Consider the following 18,359-nt stretch of genomic DNA (forward strand, 5'->3'; position numbering starts at 1 on the left):
GTAAAATTGTATAAATATTATTGCTGTTTTTAGCTCACTTAAGAAAATGGTTGCTTATCCCACGAAGTAATAAAGCTTAAATATAGCTAAACTTACTACAAAATCTTAACAAAATCCTCAAAAGCAACGTAATACGGTTGGTCTTTAAAAACGGGGTTTTCTACACTTTCGGCATTTGCTAAACCAACACCAGCAAACCAAACTTTAGCGTTTTGTTTTTTTGCGTGGTCTTTAAACGTTTCCATCCATAAAACATCATATTCTTCTGGGTTTTGAATATTCTGAGTTGCTTTTACTAAGACAAAAATAGTTGGTTCGCCTTTTTTAAATAATACAAATTGTGGATGCCTTTTTAACTGGCTATTAATTGCTTGAAACTCATAACCCATTTCTTGCAATCTCTTACCAACAATATTCATTGCTAAATTATGCAACTCTTGTTCCGTTAAAATTTGCATTACTTTTTCTTGTTACGTTTGTTATAATTTTTATCGCCACGTGTTTTTGGCTTCTTATATTTCTTAGCAATTTCTCGCCTATAAGAACCTCCTAAATTAACTTTGCTATTCTTTTCACTTTTCTCATGAAATGCAGGTCCAGGAACATATTCTAATGAAGTTCTGTTTTTAGAAACTTCTCTTTCTTCTTTCGGGCGTTCTTCTTCGGTAAGTTCTGTTGAAACTTCTACAGCTTCAGGAAGCTCTAATAATGGAAGTTTAAAATCCATTAATTCTTCAATTCTAGCTTTAGATTCTTGCTCTTTTTCTGTAGAAAATAAAATTGTTTTTCCTTCTTTTTCCGCTCTACCAGTTCTACCAATTCTGTGCATGTAGTTTTCTGGGAAATGCGGTGTATCGAAGTTTATAACGTGGCTAATTTCTTCAATATCCAATCCACGCGCCATAACATCGGTAGCAACTAAAATTCTGTTTTTACCTTCGTTAAATTGGTTGATAGATCTTATACGGTAGTTTTGTGTTTTGTTTGAATGAATAACACAGGCTTCCGAATTGTACGATTCTTCTAAACAGTTAAAAATTCTATCTGCTGTTCTTTTGTTTGGTGCAAAAACCAACACTTTATTGAATTCTTCTTTATCGTGTAATAAATAATTTAATAAGTTAACCTTTGTGTAGAAGTTAACGATATTATACGATTCTTGTTTAATATTATCTAACGGAGTTCCGCTTATTGCAATAGATATTTTTGTTGGATTCTTAAAGAAATCGACAATTAATTCATCTACATCTTGCGTCATGGTTGCAGAAAACATTACGTTTTGTCTTCTTTGTGGCAACAAATCAAAAATATTTAATAATTGAAAACGGAAACCTAAATCTAACATTACATCTACCTCATCAATCACCAATTTTTGTATTGTTTTTAGCTTTAAAACATTGCTTAAAGCCAAATCATACAAACGTCCTGGAGTTGCTACAATTATATCGGTTCCTTGCGCTACGGCTTGTTTTTGTGTGTTTATGTTTGTACCTCCATAAACGCCTAAAACACGTAGGTTAATGTATTTTGATAGCTTTTCTATTTCATCTACAACTTGTATTACCAATTCTCTTGTTGGTACTAAAACTAACACTCGCGGAGATACTTGTTTAGAGAACGCTAAATCTCTAATAATTGGCATCATGTACGCAAATGTTTTTCCTGTACCGGTTTGCGCAATACCAACAACGTCTTTTCCGGATCTTACTACAGAAAAGGCTTGTTCTTGAATTGGTGTTGGATTGGTAAAACCTAAATCGTCTATTGCATATTGCAATTGTTTGGAAAGGTCTAAATCTTGGAAAGTTGTCATCAAAAAAACATTTTTGCAAAGGTACAACCATTATTTTGTATATTTAGTGAGCAAATCCTATAAGAATGAAGACAGCTAAACGTTTAGAACAGGCTTTAATTAAATTATACAATTCGTTTCATAATGATGAATTAAATCCTGAATGTTGTACGGCTTGTGCTGTTGGAAACATATTGGATAATTTTGATAGCTGGAAACACTTATCTAACAGTCATGGGTCATTAGAATTAAGTTATGTTGGGCGTGTTCATGAAAACTTAGGAAGAAAATTTAATGGGTATTCTCCGTTAGAATTATTACAAACCGAAAAGATATTTTTAGAAGCCTGCGGATTTAAAACTCCATTATGTCATTACAATCCAAAGCCTAAAAACCCAACAAATAAAGAAACTTTGTTTAATGGTTTGTGTGCTGTTGTTGCGTATTTATGTGCTTTAGACAACATACCAAATGTTATGGATTATTCTAAGATTTTTGAATATGAAGAAAGCAACCCTGTTTATAAGTTTGAAGTGATTTATAGTTAATCTTTTACTTTACTAAATACACCCGCGTTAGCGATTGCAATGGCATCCTTTTTATGCTGAACTCGTTTCAGTATCTTATAATAACTAGGTAATTTGTCTTAAAGTTGAAAAAGATACCGAAATAAATTCGGCATAAAAAGATATAACGGAAAGCGCGACCCTTGTGGTAACGCCCTAATTACCGATATATTAAAGACAATAAAAAAACCGACACTTTCGTATCGGTTTTTTTTAATTATTATTATTAAATTATTTTGAAGCACTAATCGTAGCTGGCTCAATTGAACCATCAAAAGAAGTGTGATATTCTTCTAAAAGATTCATGGTAGCATTTAATAAATCTTTAGTTTCTATTAAAATACCAAAGTACAATGTTGTGTTTTTTGGACTAGATTCTTCTGTTCTAGTACGTGCTATTTGTTTTGTTATTTTTTCATTTACCAAATCAAAAATTACTTTCTTTTCATTTAAAATAACACCTATCTCTTCAAATGATTCAGATTTAAAAGCTTTTTCTATATCTGAGAAAAAGATTTCTAATTTGTCATCAATTTCTTTTAATTCGTTTATCTGAGAAGATTTTAAATTTTTATGGTTATTGTTAATATGCTTATAACTAATCTTAGAAATATATTCTAATGATTGAGACATATCTTGTAAGTGACCTAAAATGTTAATATAAAATCCACTTGCATTTAAACTTGAAGCATCAAGATTTTTAATGAAATAAGTAATATTATCACGTAAATCATCAATTTCATCAGAAAGCTTAACAACTTGAGTTTTACTCTTTTTAAGTAAAGGTAATTTTTGCTCAGCTAAACCAGCAACAGAATTTGTGTAAATTCTATTTGTACGCTTAACTACTTTAGAAATATTTTTTGCACTTTCATGTATAACTCCTTGTACAGAACTACTTTCAGCCTCACTTAAACTATCTTCATCTTCTGTTTTTGTAGATTTATTTTTATGAGATTTATAGTTTCTGTATAATAACAGTACTGTTAATAACAGTAAAATTGGAATAATAACACGCGGGTTAAAACTAATTAAGAATACTACAGTACCAGCAGCAATAAAAGCTCCTAATGCAGTACCAAACCATCCACCAATAACATTTAACACACCTGCAACTCTATAAACTGCACTTTCTCTACCCCAAGCTTTATCTGCTAAAGATGTTCCCATTGCAACCATAAAAGTTACATACGTTGTAGATAAAGGTAGTTTCATTGAAGTTGCAATTGCAATTAATACTCCAGCAACCATTAAGTTTACAGAAGCACGAATCATGTCAAAAGCCGGAGCATCTATACTTTGACTTTTAGTCATTGTATAATTTGGTTTCTCAAAACTTTTCCCAATTTTATCACCTAAAGATGAAGGTATAATTGCAGAAAAATAGTTAGATAACCTTGTTGTTACTTTTACAACACCTCTTGAAAGGCTGTTTGGCTCAAATTTTTCGTGAGTTTCTCCTTGACGAGAAAGGCTTATTTCTGTTTCTGCAACAGTTTTTGCTTTTTTAGAGAACCAAAGTGTTAATACCATAATAGTTCCAGCAATAAAAAGTAATACTGGTTCAGCTGGTACTTTTTTCTCTAAAACTGCCATAGACATAGTAGAATCCATACCTCCAGCAACCCAAGCTTCATAAGAATGATATGCCGCCATTGGCACACCAATAAAGTTTACTAAATCATTTCCAGAAAATGCTAATGCTAATCCAAAAGTACCAACAGCAATAACAACTAATAGCACTGTTTTTTTAGTTAATTTTTCAAAAATGAAAGAAAATAAAACCCAAAAAGCGAAACTAATAAGTATAATATAGATTTCATTACCTGCTAACATTCCTTTTAATTCCTTGTAATATGGTGTTCCTTTTAAACCTTTTAAGAAGATAAAGTAAGTAATAGCTGTTAATGCTACACCTCCAAATAAAACTCCAAAATTCTTTATTCTCTTCTCATAATTAAAGGTAAACAAAAGTCTAGAAATCCATTGAACCAGTGCACCTACAGAGAATGCAATTACAACAGAAAGTAAAATACCAGATATAATTTCTATAGCTTTTGCTGTATTTATATAAGTTCCTAAATCTGCTAAAGTTTGTGTTTCTGAGTGACTGATTTTAATTAAAGACATTACTACAGCTGCACCTAATAAGTTAAATACAATAGAAACTGTAGTTGATGTTGGCATACCAAGTGTGTTAAAAAAGTCTAACAACAAAATATCGGTAATCATTACGGCCATAAAAATGAGCATAATTTCTCCAAACTCAAATTGAGCAGGAACAAAAATACCTTTTCTCGCTACTTCCATCATACCGCTAGAAAAAACGGCTCCAATAAAGATACCCAAACTAGCAACTATCATAATAGTTCTTAGTGAAATGGCTTTGGATCCAATTGCAGAATTTAAAAAGTTAATTGCATCATTACTAACTCCTACTATAATATCAGCAACAGCTAATACTATAATTGCGATTAACATAAATAAATAAATATTATCCATAATTTAATTTTAATTTTTTGCAAATATAATAGACATCTAATATTGCCTATGTTACGTTTGTGTTATGTTATTGTTTAAAAATGTACGTCTACTTGTAACCTAAACATTAGTTCGTTTGTCTTATCTGATAAATCCAAATAACTAACATCTGTTTGTACTTTTAATTTATGACCAGCAATATATTTAGATACTCCTAAAGTGTATTGGTTTTCTGCTCCTTTTCCTGTAATATCTTTATCCCAATCTATATTGGTATATCTTCCTGAAAGTTCTAATGTTTTAGACAACATGTAACCAGACTGTAAATTTAATCCGTTACCAACTTGTACTTCAGCTCCTGTTAAAGTTCCGTCTGAATTTTTTGCTAAAGGATCTGCTGCGTCTCTATTTGCAAATTCTCCCATAAAAGAGAATCCTTTATATTTAAACATTGCATCTACAAATACTGTAGAAATATTTGTTGAATAAAAACCTACATCATTTATCATATAAGAACCTTGATTAGATCTGTTTTTTACAGCGTCGTTATTAAAATCATACGATACACCAACTGCTAACTTTGGCTTAGCTTCAAACTTTAAATCACTTCCTTTATAATCTCCTTTACTTGCAAAGTTTCCGAATGGGTAAAACTCTAAACGAGTTGTATACTGATGGCCACCTAAGTTTCCTGATGTAATATTTCTACCTTCACCTTGTGCAATTGAAAATGCTTCCTTTACAATAAAAGTATCAGTAAGATTAAAATGGTGTCTTAATTGAAACCCCATATCTCTATCAATATTAAATCTACTATTTAATAATGAACGATCTACCTGCTGTAAGTTTGCTGAAGAAATTACACGTTCTCTGTTTCCTGGTAATTTAGTTTGCCCAAACCATAATTCGAAATTTTCATAGAAGTTCCATTTTACAACAGCATCCAAAATATATCTTGGTGCATTACTTGTAAATTCTGAAGCACCAGAAATATCTCTATTAGATAATCCTAGCTCTAACTTATATTTTAATTTTGGAGAAAACGCGAATCCGCTAAATTTTAAACGAGCTCTTCTTACTAAGAAAGAAGTTTCTGGATTTGTTAATCCATCGCTATCAGAATCCCATTGTGTGGTTGCTAAAAACTGCATTCTTGCACCAACATTCATTGACCAAGTACTGTCCTTACCTACTAGATTAAATAATCCTTTTCCGAATTTCGGAGCATTTGTTTCTTGTGCATTAGTGCTCAAGAAGGCAATCATACTTATAGTTATAAGTATAGATTTAAATTTCATAATTATTAGTTTTTGTCGCCGCAAATAACCAATAAATATGTTAAATTAATGTTAATCAAACATTACTAAAATAAAAAACTGCCTTAATCTAAGGCAGTTAAGTCATATAAAATAGTCGACAAAAACTAATTAATTTATGATGACATCTTAAATCTCTAAAGATTGGCACAAATATGAGGCTCGATATTTACTTAAATGTTTCAGGATAATTAAAAAACTGTTACCAATATATTTGGACTTAACATTGCCTTAATGTTTCTATAATACAATCGTAAATTAGAGCTAACACTCGCTTTACAAAAGCACCACATCTTTGCCGTGAATAAAATTAGAATTCACAGAAATGAAAAAAATCATATTGATTTTAATATTGGCAGCAAGCCAATTTAGTTTTGCACAAAGCAAAGGTACCGTTAAAGGATTATTAACGGATAAAGAAATGAATAATGAAGCGTTGCCTTTTGCAAATGTTTTTATTAAAGATACCACTATAGGTACAACGTCTGACATAGATGGTTTATACTCACTATCTATTCCGGAAGGAAACTACACTATTATCTTTAGTTTTATTGGTTATAAAACTATTGAAAAGCCTTTAACTATTAAAGCAGGAGAAACAACTACAATAAATCAAGTAATGAGTGCCGAAGAAGGCGTTGCTTTAGAAGAAGTAGAAGTAAAAGCTGTTACTACAAGAGAAAAAGCTAGCGCACTTTTATTAGACCAAAAGAAAGCAGTTGTTATAAAAGAAAGTATTGGTGCAGAAGAATTAGCTACAAAAGGAATTAGTGATGCAGCTGGTGCAGTTGCAAAAATTTCGGGTGTATCTAAACAAGAAGGTTCTAGTAATGTATATGTACGTGGTTTAGGTGATAGATATTTAAACACTACAATGAACGGTTTATCATTACCTTCTAACGATATTAATAAAAAGAACATCAATTTAAATCTTTTCCCATCAGATATCATTCAAAATGTATCTATAAGTAAAGCATATTCTTCAAATTTCTATGGAGATTTTGCAGCTGGTAATGTAGATATTACTTCAAAAGAATATAAAGGAAATGGATTTTTAACTGCAAATGTTAGTTCTGGAATAAACACAAGAGCAGCAGGAGAAAATTTTAAAAAGAGCGAAGGAACTGGTTATTTTGGTTACTACAACCGTTTTAAACACAATCCGTTTGCCGTAGTTTTATCGCACGGAATTGATCCTGTAGATGCAGGTGAACCAATAAATACTTCTATTGGTATTAATGCTGGTAAATCTTTCGATTTTGAAAACGAATCTCGCTTAAGTTTTTTTGGTACTGTTTCTTTTGAAAGAGGTTTTAAATACAGAGAAGGTCCTTTAGTAAACTACACAAATGTTGCTAAAAAAGAATTTCCGAATGCAAAAGAATACGAATATTCTACAGCAACTACAGCTATGGCAAGTGCTATTTATAGAATTAATAGCGACCATAAATTAAAATACACTTCATTATTCTTAAATAACTCTAGTGACGAAGTTGGTTATTATGGAACTGAAGGTTTAGGTAAAAATAGAGATGCACAATTAGACACCGATAAAGGGTTTTATCAAATGAATGTGCAATACAACCAAGATTTAATTTTTGTAAATCAATTAGTTGGTGAACATACTATAGAAGAAGAAAAACTTAAACTTACTTGGGGAATTGGGTATAACAATGTTTTTGCGCACGAACCTGATAGAAAAAGAATTAGTTTAGAAAACTATCATTTAGCTTTAGATAACGACCCAAATACAAATCCATCTTTTTACAATAACATAGTTTTTGACAACCAACGTTATTTTCAAAAGATTATAGATGAAGAATTAAATAGTAGAATAAACCTAGAATATAAAGCTTCAGATAAATTAACGTGGAACTTTGGTTATAACGGAAGAATTAAAACGAGAGATTTTACAAACATTCGTTATGGTTATGATTTTATTAATTCTAACCAAGAAGTAACGGATGTAAACAACTTCAATTCAATTTTTAACATTGAAAACTTTGGAAACTTATATAACACCGAAGTTTTTAACGGAATAAATCCTCCAACATTTGGTAGCACAAATTTACCTGGTTTAGATGAGAATACGTATTCTGGAGAGTTACGTGTATACGCAGGTTATGTTTCTGCAGCAATTACTCCTAATGAAAAATGGACAATTGTTCCTGGTGTTCGTTTAGAATCATTTAATCAAGATATTAGTTATGATGTAATTAATATTAATCCAAATGACGCAAAATTTAGAGAAGCAAACGAAACATTTATCTTACCAAGTTTAAATACAAAATACGCTTTAACAGATAATCAAAATTTACGTTTCACTTTTAGTAAAACAGTATCTGTTCCAGAATTTAAAGAAGTTACACCATTCCTTTATGAAGGTATTGGAGAAAGCGTTGGTGGTAATCCAGATTTATTAAACGATCCTTCATTTTCTGAAGTATATAATTTAGACATAAAATACGAATGGTTTATTACAAGAGATGAACTTTTATCATTTAGTGCATTTACAAAACAAATACACAATCCAATAAACTTAGTAGTAGCAAATGACGCTTCTGGTAACCAACGTTACTTTAGATCTGGAGACAAAGCAGAAGTTTACGGAGTGGAATTAGAAGCTCGTAAAAACTTAATTTTAAATGAAGATGAACAAACACAACTTTCGGCAGGTTTCAACTTTACCTATATGCACACAAAGCAAGACTTAAAAGATGTTGCTGGTTTATATAGTGTATCCTTTAATAGAGCTAGTGATGAGCTACAAGGCGCATCTCCAATATTGGTAAATGCAAACATTAATTATAGTCCAACAAACTTTGAAAACTATAAACCAATAGCTTCATTAGTATTTTCTTATTTCTCAGACAGAATAGATGCTTTAGGTTCTGGACAATTAGGAAACATTATTGAAAAAGGAATTCCGGTTTTAGATTTTGTTTGGAAAAATAAAATTGGTGAAGACTGGGAATTAAATTTTAGCGCAAAAAACTTACTAGACCCATCAATAAAAAGAATTAGAGAAAATACTTCTATTGGAGATGTTACTCTTTCAGAATATAAATTAGGAATGAACTTAGGCTTAGGTCTTACATATAAATTTTAAAAAACAAAACAACTTTAATAACAAAAATGAAAAACTCAAACTTTAAAACAATGAAAAACAATTTATTAGCATTAGCTATAGCAACAACGGTATTTACTTCATGTGGTGAAGACGGAACAGCAGATATCGTTATAAACGATAATAGTGTAACAACAACAAACAACACAAACGGTGGTGGTTCTTCAACTACAGGTCAAGAAATAGAATTAAACGGAAACTACGCTTCAGATTTATCTTTAGACATTGCTAATACATACATAGTTACTGGTCCTGTAATTATAGAAGATGGAGCAACTTTAACTATTCCTGCAGGAATGACTATTAAAGCAGCTGCAACTGGAGCTGACGTATATGTTGCTATTTCTCAAGGTGCAAAAATTGACGCACAAGGAACAGCTAACCAACCAATTATTTTTACTTCTGCTGCTAATACACCAAATGCTGGTGATTGGGGAGGATTAATACTTTTAGGTAAAGCACCTATTAACTCTGTATCTGGTTCAGGAACTTCTACTTCAGAAATTGCAAGTTTACCTTTTGGAGGAAATGATGCTTCTGATGATTCAGGAAAATTACGTTATGTACGTGTTGAATATTCTGGTGGTAAAGCTGATGGTAATTCAGAAAACAACGGATTCTCATTTTACGGTGTTGGTAACTCAACTTTAGTAGAATACATTCAAATGTATGAAGGAAAAGATGATGGTGTAGAATTTTACGGAGGAACAGTAAACGTAAGTTACATTTCTATTGTAAACGCACAAGATGACTCAATAGACTGGACAGAAGGTTATACTGGTACAATTACAGATGCTTATGTAAAACATGGAACAGATCACGATAAAGGTATTGAAGCTGATGGTTACAATACAGATATAGGAAACAACTCTAGCCCTTTATTTTGGTCTAAACCTACAGTAAATAACTTAACAATTGTTGGTTTAGGTTCTGGAACTGGTAATGAAGCTATTCGTTTAAGAGCAGGAACTCAAGCAATTTTTAGTAATGTTTTATTAAAAGGTTTTGCTGAAGGATTTGATCTTGACGGTGATGCTGGAGCAACAAGTGCTAACCCAACAGGAACAGGAGTTATAAATGGGGATTTAGATGTAAGCTCAGTATCTTTTGAAGATATAACTGTAAAAATGAAAAACGATACAGGTGAAACTTTTACAGATGCAGATTTCTATACAGAAGATGCAAACGCAACTGGAACAGATTATACAGTTTGGGGTGCAGGATGGACTAGACAATAAGATGCTATTGTACTAATTATTTGAATTAATTAAATGAAAAAACGCGCCGTTGGCGCGTTTTTTTTATTGAGAAAAATATCTTTTTTCAATCAAAATCAAATTTATTTTACCGCTATTTTACTGTCTTCTTTCCAAGTTTGCACACTAGCTACAGTACTATTTTCAAAGTTTACTTCACGCAAAATATTTCCATCCCACATAAACCACTTACCAACTTTTTTACCACTACTATAGTGAGCAATTGTTGTTTTATTTCCTTTAGTATCAAAAGAAGTCCAAGTTCCTTCTAATTTTTTATCTTTAAAAAAACCTTGTTTTTCAATACTTCCATCTTCATAAAAATAAGTAGCTTTAACTAAATCACCAACTTTTTCAAATGAAGGACTTTTATCTTGAGCTTGCGTTAAAGAGACTGCTAAAATACAAGCGATTATAATTAATTTTTTCATAAAATATGTTTTTTATATTTACATTTCCTTTACAAATATATGTCTATTTTTACAATAAAGCAATAATTACGTAACATTAAATTAACATTGAAAATGTTTTTATTAATGTTTTAACTTTTTTTTAAATGAAAAAAATATATCTTTACAAAAGAATTTAATCAAAAAATAAAGAGTTATGGCAGTAATGAAAGTAATTGAAGTGTTAGCAAACTCAGAAAAAAGCTGGGAAGATGCTACTAAGAAAGCAGTAAAACAAGCTTCTAAATCTGTAAAGGGTATCAAATCTGTTTTTGTACAATCTCAAAGTGCAGTAGTAAACGGAGATGACGTAACTGAATTTAGAGTAAACCTAAAGCTTACTTTCGAAGTAAAGTAAGTTTTGTATATTTTTCTACTACTATATAATGCGGTTTTACTTTTGTAAAACTGCATTATTGTTTTTAGTATATTTGAAAATTATGAATACACTACAAATTATTTTTACAAGTTTAGTTGCTATTATACATATTTACATTTTAATTTTAGAAATGGCTTTATGGACAAAACCAAAAGGTATAAAAGCTTTTGGTTTAAAAAACAAAGAGTTTGCTGAAGAAACCAAAGTAATGGCAGCAAACCAAGGTTTATACAATGGTTTTTTAGCCGCTGGTTTAATATGGTCTATACTTGCAAATAAAACTGATGTAGCAATATTCTTTTTAGCTTGTGTATTTATTGCTGGTATTTACGGAGCTTATTCTACTAAAAAGAATAAAATATTATATATTCAATCAGTTCCTGCATTATTGGGATTAATTTCACTTTTCCTTTAGAAAAAATCCTACATTTTACTGTATTTTTGCACTCGTTATAAATAATACGAAATGGAAAAATACATAGTACAAATTAAAGATTTACTTTTTGAATACTCTCCAAAAGTAATAACAGCATTAGCTATTTTAATAGTTGGTTTATTTATTATAAACTTAATAATTAAAGCCGTAAAAAGAATATTACATAAACGTGGAATTGATATTACGCTACAAAAATTTATAGGCAACTTACTTGGTTGGGCATTAAAAATACTTTTAATAATTACTGTAATTGCTAAATTGGGAATAGAAACTACTTCTTTTGCAGCAATAATTGGTGCAGCTGGTTTAGCAGTTGGTTTAGCTTTACAGGGTTCGCTAGCTAATTTTGCAGGAGGTGCTTTAATCATGATTTTTAAACCCTTTAAAATAGGAGATCTTATAGAAGCACAAGGTGAAATTGGGGTTGTTAAAGAAATAGAAATTTTTACAACCAAACTTACAGGCTTATCTAATAGAGAAATAATAATACCCAACGGAGCTTTATCTAACGGGAACATAATTAATTTTTCTTCGGAAGGAACTCGAAGAGTAGACTTAACTTTTGGAGTTTCTTATGACGCAGACATTAAACAAACCAAAGATGTTTTAATGAATGTTTTAACAGCACATCCTAAAGTTTTAAAAGATCCAACTCCAACAGTAAATGTTTCTGAATTGGCAGATAGTTCTGTAAACTTTGCCGTAAGACCTTGGTGTAAAACAGAAGACTATTGGACAGTTTATTTTGATGTTACTGAAAACACAAAAATAGCACTAGATAAGGCTGGAATAGAAATCCCTTACCCACATGCAGTGGAAATTCAAAAAGAAGGTTAGACTTTCTTCTTTTCTGGAATTGCAATAAAATCTTTTAAATAAAAAGGCTCAAAATAAGCGACATCTTCGATGTCGTTTTTTTTGTATTTAGTAAATGATAATTCAGCCATTTCTTTTGCTGAAGGAAATTTATCTTCAATAAAAAAAGCATTATTATGTGTAATTACTGTTTTACATTTTTCTGCTCCATCTCCTAAAAAATAAACTTTCCCTTTTGTTAATTCATCTTGAAAAGAATTCTCATCAATAATTTGTGCTTGTATTTCTCTAATTTTACTATAATTAGAATCATATACTGCAGAATATACTTCCATTCTTCTAGCATCAATCATTGGTACAATTAAACCATCTTCTATTTTGGTTGCATGTGCTAAAGAAGTTAATGTCTCTATAGAAATTAAAGGCTTATCAAAAGAAAAAGCCAATCCTTTAGCTGCAGAAACTCCAATTCTTAATCCGGTATAAGAACCTGGACCTTTACTTACTGCAACAGCATCAATTTTATCTGTAGAACTATTTACCTGTTCTAAAATTTCAACAATAAAAGGATGCAGCTTTTCTGCATGAGAATAATTTCCATTATTCATTTCCTTTATTGCAATAATTTCTCCGTCTTTTGCTAAGCTAACTGAGCAATTTTTGGTTGCTGTTTCTATGTTAAGTATAAGTGCCAAAATCTAAAAATTTGAGCAAAGATAGGTTTTAAAAACAAAAAACTCATCAACTTTTAAGCTGATGAGTTTTCAATATATATTAAAATAGTTTTTAGTCTTGTAGAATATTTTCTCCGTAGTAAAACTTTAAAACTTTGGTTGTAAACACATAGTTATATTTTGCTCTTATCATTGCTCCTTCAGCATTTACTAAACGATTTCTAACTTGATCAAAATCAAACAATGTCATAGCGCCATAATTATAACTTTCTTGAGCATTTTTAAATGCTTCTGTTTGTGCTGCTAAAGATATTTCTGCTGCTTCAAACGCTTTTGCTGCTGCTTTAGCATCTTGAAAAGCCTGCTCAATTGTTTGTTGTAATTGAAGTTTCTGATTTTCTAATCTAGTTTCTGTTATTAGTTTACTAATCTTAGAACGCTCTACACTTGCATCCGTTTTAAAACCATTAAAAATTGGTATGTTAACATTAAAACCTAAACCGTAACCTAAATTATTATCTAGTTGGTTAAAGAAATTTGTATTAGAAAAACCTGCTGGTAAGTCTAAATTATAACCATAGTTAGTACCAACACTTCCAGAAGCTGTAACTGAAGGCATGTAAGCAGACTTTGCAATTTCTATTGAAAGATCTGAGTTTTCTATGTTTAATTGCGCTCTTTTAATCTCTGGTCTATTCGTTAATGCTTTTTTATAAACTTCTTCTGAAGTACTATATAACATTGCTGCTGAAGGAGAATCCACTTCAATTTTGGCAACATCAAAACCTTCAAAAGGAACTTGTAGCATTTGAGAGATATTAAGTAATGCTAAATTTAATGCGTTTTCTTGAGAAACAACATTTTGTTTATCATTTGCTGCTGTAGATTGCACGTTTAACAAATCTCCTTTTGGAATTGTTCCTGCATCGAATTGCGCCTTAGCTCTATCAATTTGTTTTTCACTAATTTCTGCTTGAACTTTAGCTACGGTTAAATTTTCTTTAGCAAACAACGCATTTAAATAAGTGTTTACAACACGTAAAGCAATATCGTTTTCAATTACTTCTAAATCTAATTTACTTCCTTCTACACCAAGCTTTGCTTGATTATACGTATTTAAAACTCTATAACCATTAAATACTGTTATACCTGTAGAAACTCCAAAAGAACCTCCAAAGTTACTTGTAGAAACTCTATCATTTGTAACAGGATCAAAACCAGAACCAAATCTTAAATTACCTCCTGTTGATGCACTTAAAGATGGTAATTTATTTCCTTTAGCACTTTTAACATCAGATTCTGCGATGTCTATATTCAGTTTATTTTGCTTTATGGTAATATTATTTTCTAATGCATAATCTACACATTCTTTAAGCGTCCATTTTTTTTGGGAAAACGCTGAAATTGATACAATTACAGCAGCAAAAAATATAAGTTTAGTTTTCAACACGATATTTTTTAAGATTATTAAGTTGACTTTTTACTAATAGTTCTAATAAGACGTTTAAAAATAAAATTTGTTACACTAATTCTTATTTATTAAAGTGTTAAATTTTATCCTTCTGCTTATGCTTGTATAAAAAATAGAATAAAGCGCCGACTAATATGTATGGAAACACCATTAAATAGGTAATTCCATCATTTACGCCTTCACCCATAGATTCGTTACCATTTTCTACAACAGCTTTACACATTGCACATTGTGCCGAAGAAATTTCAACTATAAATAGCATTAAAATAATTAATACACTTTTTTTCATCTTTAAATATAATAAGGTGAAATCATTAAATACACTACAACACCAGTTATTGCAACATATAACCATAATGGAAATGTAATTTTCGCTATCTTTTTATGCTCTGGAAAATTACCCAATTTTGCTCTCATAAAGGTAATTAATACAAAAGGTATAATAATGATAGATAATAAAATATGTGTAAATAATATAAAGTAGTAAATATATTTAACAGCTCCATCTCCACCAAATTTTGTGGAATCAGAAGTCATATGATACGCAACGTATAAAACCAAAAACAATACAGAACATATAATTGCTGTTGTGTTTAATTGTTCATGCAACTTTTTATTTCCTTTTTTTATGGCTACAACTGCTGCAATTAATAAAACGGCAGTTAATGCATTTATTGATGCATAAATTGGCGGTAAAAAACGTAAAGGTTCTACATTAGGAATTTTAATAACAAATAATGCGGCAACAGCTAAAGGAATAGCAACTGATAAAATTGTTATTATTTTTTTATACTTCTTTTCTTGTAATTCGTTATTCATTTAACAACAGTTTAATGTCTTTTTTTAATTCTGAAATTTGATTGGGAAATGTTTGTTCTGGTAATGCTCTATAATACATTATTGGGTTTCCATGTTCATCATAACGAGAGCGAATATAACCGTCTTTATCTACCAAAGCGAATAAACCAGAGTGTTCAAATCCACCATGATCTTCTTCTCCTTTTCCTGCATATAATTTAAAACCATGATTAGATAATTTATACACATCTGCTTCTGGTTTACCTGTTAACAAGTGCCAGTTTTTATGTGTAATTCCCATTCTATCTGCATACTCTTTTAATACTTTAGGAGTATCTATTTCTGGTGTAATTGAAATTGATGCTATTCCAAATTCTGGATTGCCAAAAAATTCATTTTGTATAGTAAGCATTTGCTCATTCATAATTGGGCAAATAGTTGGACATGTAGAAAAGAAAAACTCAACAACGAATACTTTTCCTTGGTAATCTTTATTGGTTATGGTTTTTCCTTCTTGATTTGTAAACTCAAAAGCAGGCACTTTAGTAAAAGTATGCAAATCTGCCTTCTGAAAATGTTTTACAATTTTTGGAATTGAGTAAATTCCGAAGAGTAAAACAATAAATGAAATACCTATATATGAGTGTTTTTTATTCATTTCTTTAAGCTTTAAACTACATGCTTTAAGCGTAATGCTTAAAAACTCATAGCTTTTATATTTCTCTATCTGCGTTATTCTTCTTTAACGCTAATCTATATTCTGCAAGTACAACTTTTACATCGTCTTTCATCTTATTATTTAACTCTGCAACAGAATGCATATTGTACCCGTACAGTTTTCCGTCTACAGATTCTTTATCGTCTACTCTACCTCTTAACTTACCTTCTTTATCTATTATAAATGCTTTGTTTACATATAAACTAGTAAGAGAATCATTAGTAGAAAAACTTTCATAAACTGCTTCTATTTCTGCAGCTGAAGCTCCGATAAATTTCCATTTAACTAAATCAGTAAATTTTCCTATTTCTTGTTTTAATTTTAAAACATCTTCTTTTTTATCATTAGGATAAACAGCAACTAATTGAAAGTCTTTAAAACCGTAAAAAGGTTTGTATATTTTTTGATTCAAATTAAAGAAACCTCCTTTTACACTTTCTATATCTTCACCTAAAAAAACAACAATAGAAATATTTCTTTTAAAGGTTGTAGTTTTTGCGCTATCAATTTCTGAAACATCAATTACATTTTCTGAAAGAATTGGTAATCTTCCAAAGTTATTAACACCTGATGAGATAAATATATACAGCAATAATGGTAATAGGAATAATGCTGATAATACGAATGTTTTTTTTACTTTATTTGTCATAAAAATTAGTCATAAAAAAAGGTGGTTAAAACCACCTTTTTTTATTTTTTAAAAATTACCATTTTACAAGTGGAGCTAACGTGTCATACAGATAACCACCTTCTATTAATAATAGGGTAACTAAATACGCTATTAAAAAGACTGATGCCCAAACTACCGAGCGTCTTAACCATTTTTTCTCGCCGTCCATGTGCATAAATGCCCAGGTAATGTAGTAAGCTTTTACTAATGTTAAGATAATAAATATCCAGTTTAAAGGACTTGTTCCTAAAAAGCTAGTAAGATGAAAAGCATCTGGTTTTATAATTCCAAAAATTACTTCAACAATAGTTATAAGAGATAATAATCCAAAAACTATCCAGATTTTCTTTGTGTTTGATTCGTGTGCGTGTGCCATTTTTGTATGCTTTTATAATTAAACTAAGTAGAAGAAGGTAAATACAAATACCCAAACTAAATCTACAAAGTGCCAATATAATCCTACTTTTTCTACCATTTCATAATGTCCTCTTCGTTCGTAAGTTCCTAAGATTACATTAAAGAAAATGATGATATTTATCAATACTCCAGTAAATACGTGGAAACCGTGAAAACCTGTAATAAAGAAAAAGAAATCGGCAAAAATTGTATTACCATATTCATTTACTTTTAAGTTTGCTCCTTCTACCACTAATTTAGCTTTAGCAAGTTCTACTAAACCTTTTTCTCTTGATAAGATTATTTTTTGTTTTGTTGCTGGATCTATTAACTCTGAACGAATAGCTATATCTGGATTTGATGCAAATGCTTTTTGAACTTGAGCAACAGAATACTGAGACATAGTTCCTTCTCCTTCAAACCATAAACCGTTTGTAGGCGTTTGTTGGATACGTTCATCCATTCTATCTCCAGTTACAAAATCTGCAAGTGCAATTTGATGACCATCTTTTACAAATTGTAAAACTTTACCATCTGTAGTTTTAACAGCTCCATAAGAACCATTAATAAAGTTTTTCCACTCCCAAGCTTGTGAACCTAAGAATATAATTCCTCCAATAATAGTTAAAAACATATAGAAAGTAACTTTCTTTTTTTTCATTTGATGACCAGCATCTACGGCTAACACCATTGTTACCGAAGAAAATATTAAAATAAAGGTCATTAAAGCCACATAATACATTGGTGCGTGCACACCATGTAAAAATGGAAAGTGAGTAAACACTTCATCGGCAATTGGCCAAGAGTCAATAAATTTAAAACGAGTTAAACCGTAAGCGGCTAAAAAACCAGAAAAGGTTAATGCATCAGATACGATGAAAAACCACATCATCATTTTACCATAACTAGCTCCAAAAGGTTTTACTCCGCCTCCGCCCCAAGTTTCTTTGCTGTCAGAAGGTATAGCAACATTTGCTTCCATATATATTTCAGTTTGTTATTTTTTTCTTAATA

Annotated in this window: 19 protein-coding genes; 6 read left to right on the plus strand and 13 right to left on the minus strand. The window is 30.5% G+C overall.

Going from position 1 to position 18,359, the window contains the following annotated elements; all coding sequences use genetic code 11:
* Nucleotides 1-95: 95 nt before the first annotated feature.
* Nucleotides 96-458, minus strand: a complete 363-nt coding sequence (locus tag L1S33_RS01600; RefSeq protein WP_240551288.1) for a Na(+)-translocating NADH-quinone reductase subunit F — start codon at nt 456-458, stop codon at nt 96-98.
* Nucleotides 458-1,813, minus strand: a complete 1,356-nt coding sequence (locus tag L1S33_RS01605) for a DEAD/DEAH box helicase (protein ID WP_240560925.1) — start codon at nt 1,811-1,813, stop codon at nt 458-460. The genes L1S33_RS01600 and L1S33_RS01605 overlap by 1 nt, the downstream gene beginning before the upstream one ends.
* Nucleotides 1,814-1,878: 65 nt before the next feature.
* Between L1S33_RS01605 and L1S33_RS01610 the strand changes: the two genes are divergently transcribed.
* A complete protein-coding gene (locus tag L1S33_RS01610; RefSeq protein ID WP_240560926.1) occupies nt 1,879-2,340 on the plus strand; it encodes a Na(+)-translocating NADH-quinone reductase subunit F in 462 nt (153 codons plus the stop codon).
* Nucleotides 2,341-2,589: 249 nt separating this feature from the next.
* Here L1S33_RS01610 and L1S33_RS01615 read toward each other — a convergent pair whose 3' ends face one another.
* A complete protein-coding gene (locus L1S33_RS01615; protein ID WP_240560927.1) occupies nt 2,590-4,860 on the minus strand; it encodes an inorganic phosphate transporter in 2,271 nt (756 codons plus the stop codon).
* 74 nt (nt 4,861-4,934) lie between these two features.
* Nucleotides 4,935-6,137, minus strand: a complete 1,203-nt coding sequence (locus tag L1S33_RS01620) for a porin (protein WP_240551285.1) — start codon at nt 6,135-6,137, stop codon at nt 4,935-4,937.
* A gap of 343 nt (nt 6,138-6,480) precedes the next feature.
* Between L1S33_RS01620 and L1S33_RS01625 the strand changes: the two genes are divergently transcribed.
* On the plus strand, nt 6,481-9,264 hold the full coding sequence (locus L1S33_RS01625) for a TonB-dependent receptor (RefSeq protein ID WP_240560928.1): 2,784 nt from the start codon (nt 6,481-6,483) through the stop codon (nt 9,262-9,264).
* Between the two features lie 50 nt (nt 9,265-9,314).
* A complete protein-coding gene (locus L1S33_RS01630; RefSeq protein WP_240551283.1) occupies nt 9,315-10,520 on the plus strand; it encodes a multidrug transporter in 1,206 nt (401 codons plus the stop codon).
* A gap of 101 nt (nt 10,521-10,621) precedes the next feature.
* Here the strand turns inward: L1S33_RS01630 and L1S33_RS01635 are convergent, their stop codons facing one another.
* Nucleotides 10,622-10,969: a toxin-antitoxin system YwqK family antitoxin gene (locus tag L1S33_RS01635; protein WP_240560929.1), complete on the minus strand. Its 348-nt coding sequence runs from the start codon at nt 10,967-10,969 to the stop codon at nt 10,622-10,624.
* A gap of 175 nt (nt 10,970-11,144) precedes the next feature.
* Here L1S33_RS01635 and L1S33_RS01640 point away from each other — a divergent pair, with 175 nt between their 5' ends.
* The 3 genes from L1S33_RS01640 (at nt 11,145) to L1S33_RS01650 (ending at nt 12,639) form a co-directional block, all read left to right on the plus strand.
* Nucleotides 11,145-11,345 carry a dodecin family protein gene (locus L1S33_RS01640; RefSeq protein ID WP_072556064.1) on the plus strand — a complete coding sequence of 67 codons (201 nt, stop codon included), beginning with the start codon at nt 11,145-11,147 and terminating at the stop codon, nt 11,343-11,345.
* A gap of 82 nt (nt 11,346-11,427) precedes the next feature.
* Nucleotides 11,428-11,781 (plus strand): DUF1304 domain-containing protein, encoded by a 354-nt coding sequence (locus tag L1S33_RS01645; protein ID WP_240551281.1) that lies wholly within the window; start codon nt 11,428-11,430, stop codon nt 11,779-11,781.
* 51 nt (nt 11,782-11,832) lie between these two features.
* Nucleotides 11,833-12,639, plus strand: a complete 807-nt coding sequence (locus L1S33_RS01650) for a mechanosensitive ion channel family protein (RefSeq protein WP_240560930.1) — start codon at nt 11,833-11,835, stop codon at nt 12,637-12,639.
* Here L1S33_RS01650 and tsaB read toward each other — a convergent pair.
* From tsaB to L1S33_RS01690, 8 genes are all read right to left on the minus strand, one after another.
* Nucleotides 12,636-13,313, minus strand: a complete 678-nt coding sequence (gene tsaB, locus L1S33_RS01655) for a tRNA (adenosine(37)-N6)-threonylcarbamoyltransferase complex dimerization subunit type 1 TsaB (RefSeq protein ID WP_240560931.1) — start codon at nt 13,311-13,313, stop codon at nt 12,636-12,638. The genes L1S33_RS01650 and tsaB overlap by 4 nt on opposite strands.
* A gap of 91 nt (nt 13,314-13,404) precedes the next feature.
* Nucleotides 13,405-14,742, minus strand: coding sequence for a TolC family protein (locus L1S33_RS01660; protein ID WP_317208722.1), 1,338 nt, complete (start codon nt 14,740-14,742; stop codon nt 13,405-13,407).
* Between the two features lie 97 nt (nt 14,743-14,839).
* The gene (locus L1S33_RS01665; RefSeq protein ID WP_240560933.1) at nt 14,840-15,052 is read right to left on the minus strand and encodes a hypothetical protein; all 213 of its coding nucleotides are present in this window, start codon (nt 15,050-15,052) and stop codon (nt 14,840-14,842) included.
* 2 nt (nt 15,053-15,054) lie between these two features.
* Nucleotides 15,055-15,582 carry a DUF420 domain-containing protein gene (locus L1S33_RS01670; protein WP_240560934.1) on the minus strand — a complete coding sequence of 176 codons (528 nt, stop codon included), beginning with the start codon at nt 15,580-15,582 and terminating at the stop codon, nt 15,055-15,057.
* Nucleotides 15,575-16,219: an SCO family protein gene (locus tag L1S33_RS01675; protein WP_240560935.1), complete on the minus strand. Its 645-nt coding sequence runs from the start codon at nt 16,217-16,219 to the stop codon at nt 15,575-15,577. Before L1S33_RS01675 ends, L1S33_RS01670 begins: the two co-directional genes overlap by 8 nt.
* A 55-nt stretch (nt 16,220-16,274) precedes the next feature.
* Nucleotides 16,275-16,928: a hypothetical protein gene (locus L1S33_RS01680; protein WP_240560936.1), complete on the minus strand. Its 654-nt coding sequence runs from the start codon at nt 16,926-16,928 to the stop codon at nt 16,275-16,277.
* A gap of 55 nt (nt 16,929-16,983) precedes the next feature.
* Nucleotides 16,984-17,325: a cytochrome C oxidase subunit IV family protein gene (locus L1S33_RS01685; RefSeq protein ID WP_240551275.1), complete on the minus strand. Its 342-nt coding sequence runs from the start codon at nt 17,323-17,325 to the stop codon at nt 16,984-16,986.
* Between the two features lie 18 nt (nt 17,326-17,343).
* Nucleotides 17,344-18,327: a cytochrome c oxidase subunit 3 gene (locus L1S33_RS01690; protein ID WP_240560937.1), complete on the minus strand. Its 984-nt coding sequence runs from the start codon at nt 18,325-18,327 to the stop codon at nt 17,344-17,346.
* Nucleotides 18,328-18,359: the final 32 nt, after the last annotated feature.

Origin of the sequence: Tenacibaculum aquimarinum, from assembly GCF_022478115.1 — a bacterium.
Taxonomy (GTDB): Bacteria; Bacteroidota; Bacteroidia; order Flavobacteriales; family Flavobacteriaceae; genus Polaribacter; species Polaribacter aquimarinum_A.